Source organism: Burkholderia sp. RS01 (assembly GCF_039748055.1).
In the GTDB taxonomy this organism is placed as follows: Bacteria; Actinomycetota; Actinomycetes; order Actinomycetales; family Micrococcaceae; genus Arthrobacter.
Genome location: NZ_JBDLAK010000084.1, coordinates 1 through 223, shown reverse-complemented (window position 1 = coordinate 223; position 223 = coordinate 1). Strand labels below are relative to the sequence as shown.

General features: G+C 60.1%; 1 pseudogene. It reads right to left on the bottom strand.

Annotated features, from left to right (window positions below):
- A pseudogene (locus ABFP37_RS22635) lies at window positions 1-165 on the bottom strand (IS110 family transposase); the annotation flags it as partial.
- Between the last annotated feature and the right edge of the window lie 58 nt (window positions 166-223).

Genomic DNA, 223 nt, shown 5'->3' with positions numbered 1-223 from the left:
AGAGCTTCTTTCCGGCCCGGTCCACGGCAACGGCGTGGTGTTCGCCCTTGCCGACGTCCAGGCCGATGAAGACATCGATGCTTTCGTGGTTTCCGATCACCTGTACCTCCCAGTCGTAGCAGTTGATACCTGTGCTGGACTGTCCGCGGTGTCAGAGCCCGGCATCCACGTTACGCACGACGATCCCAAACTGTCCTGCCTCTATTAGCGGTCTCTCCGGCAC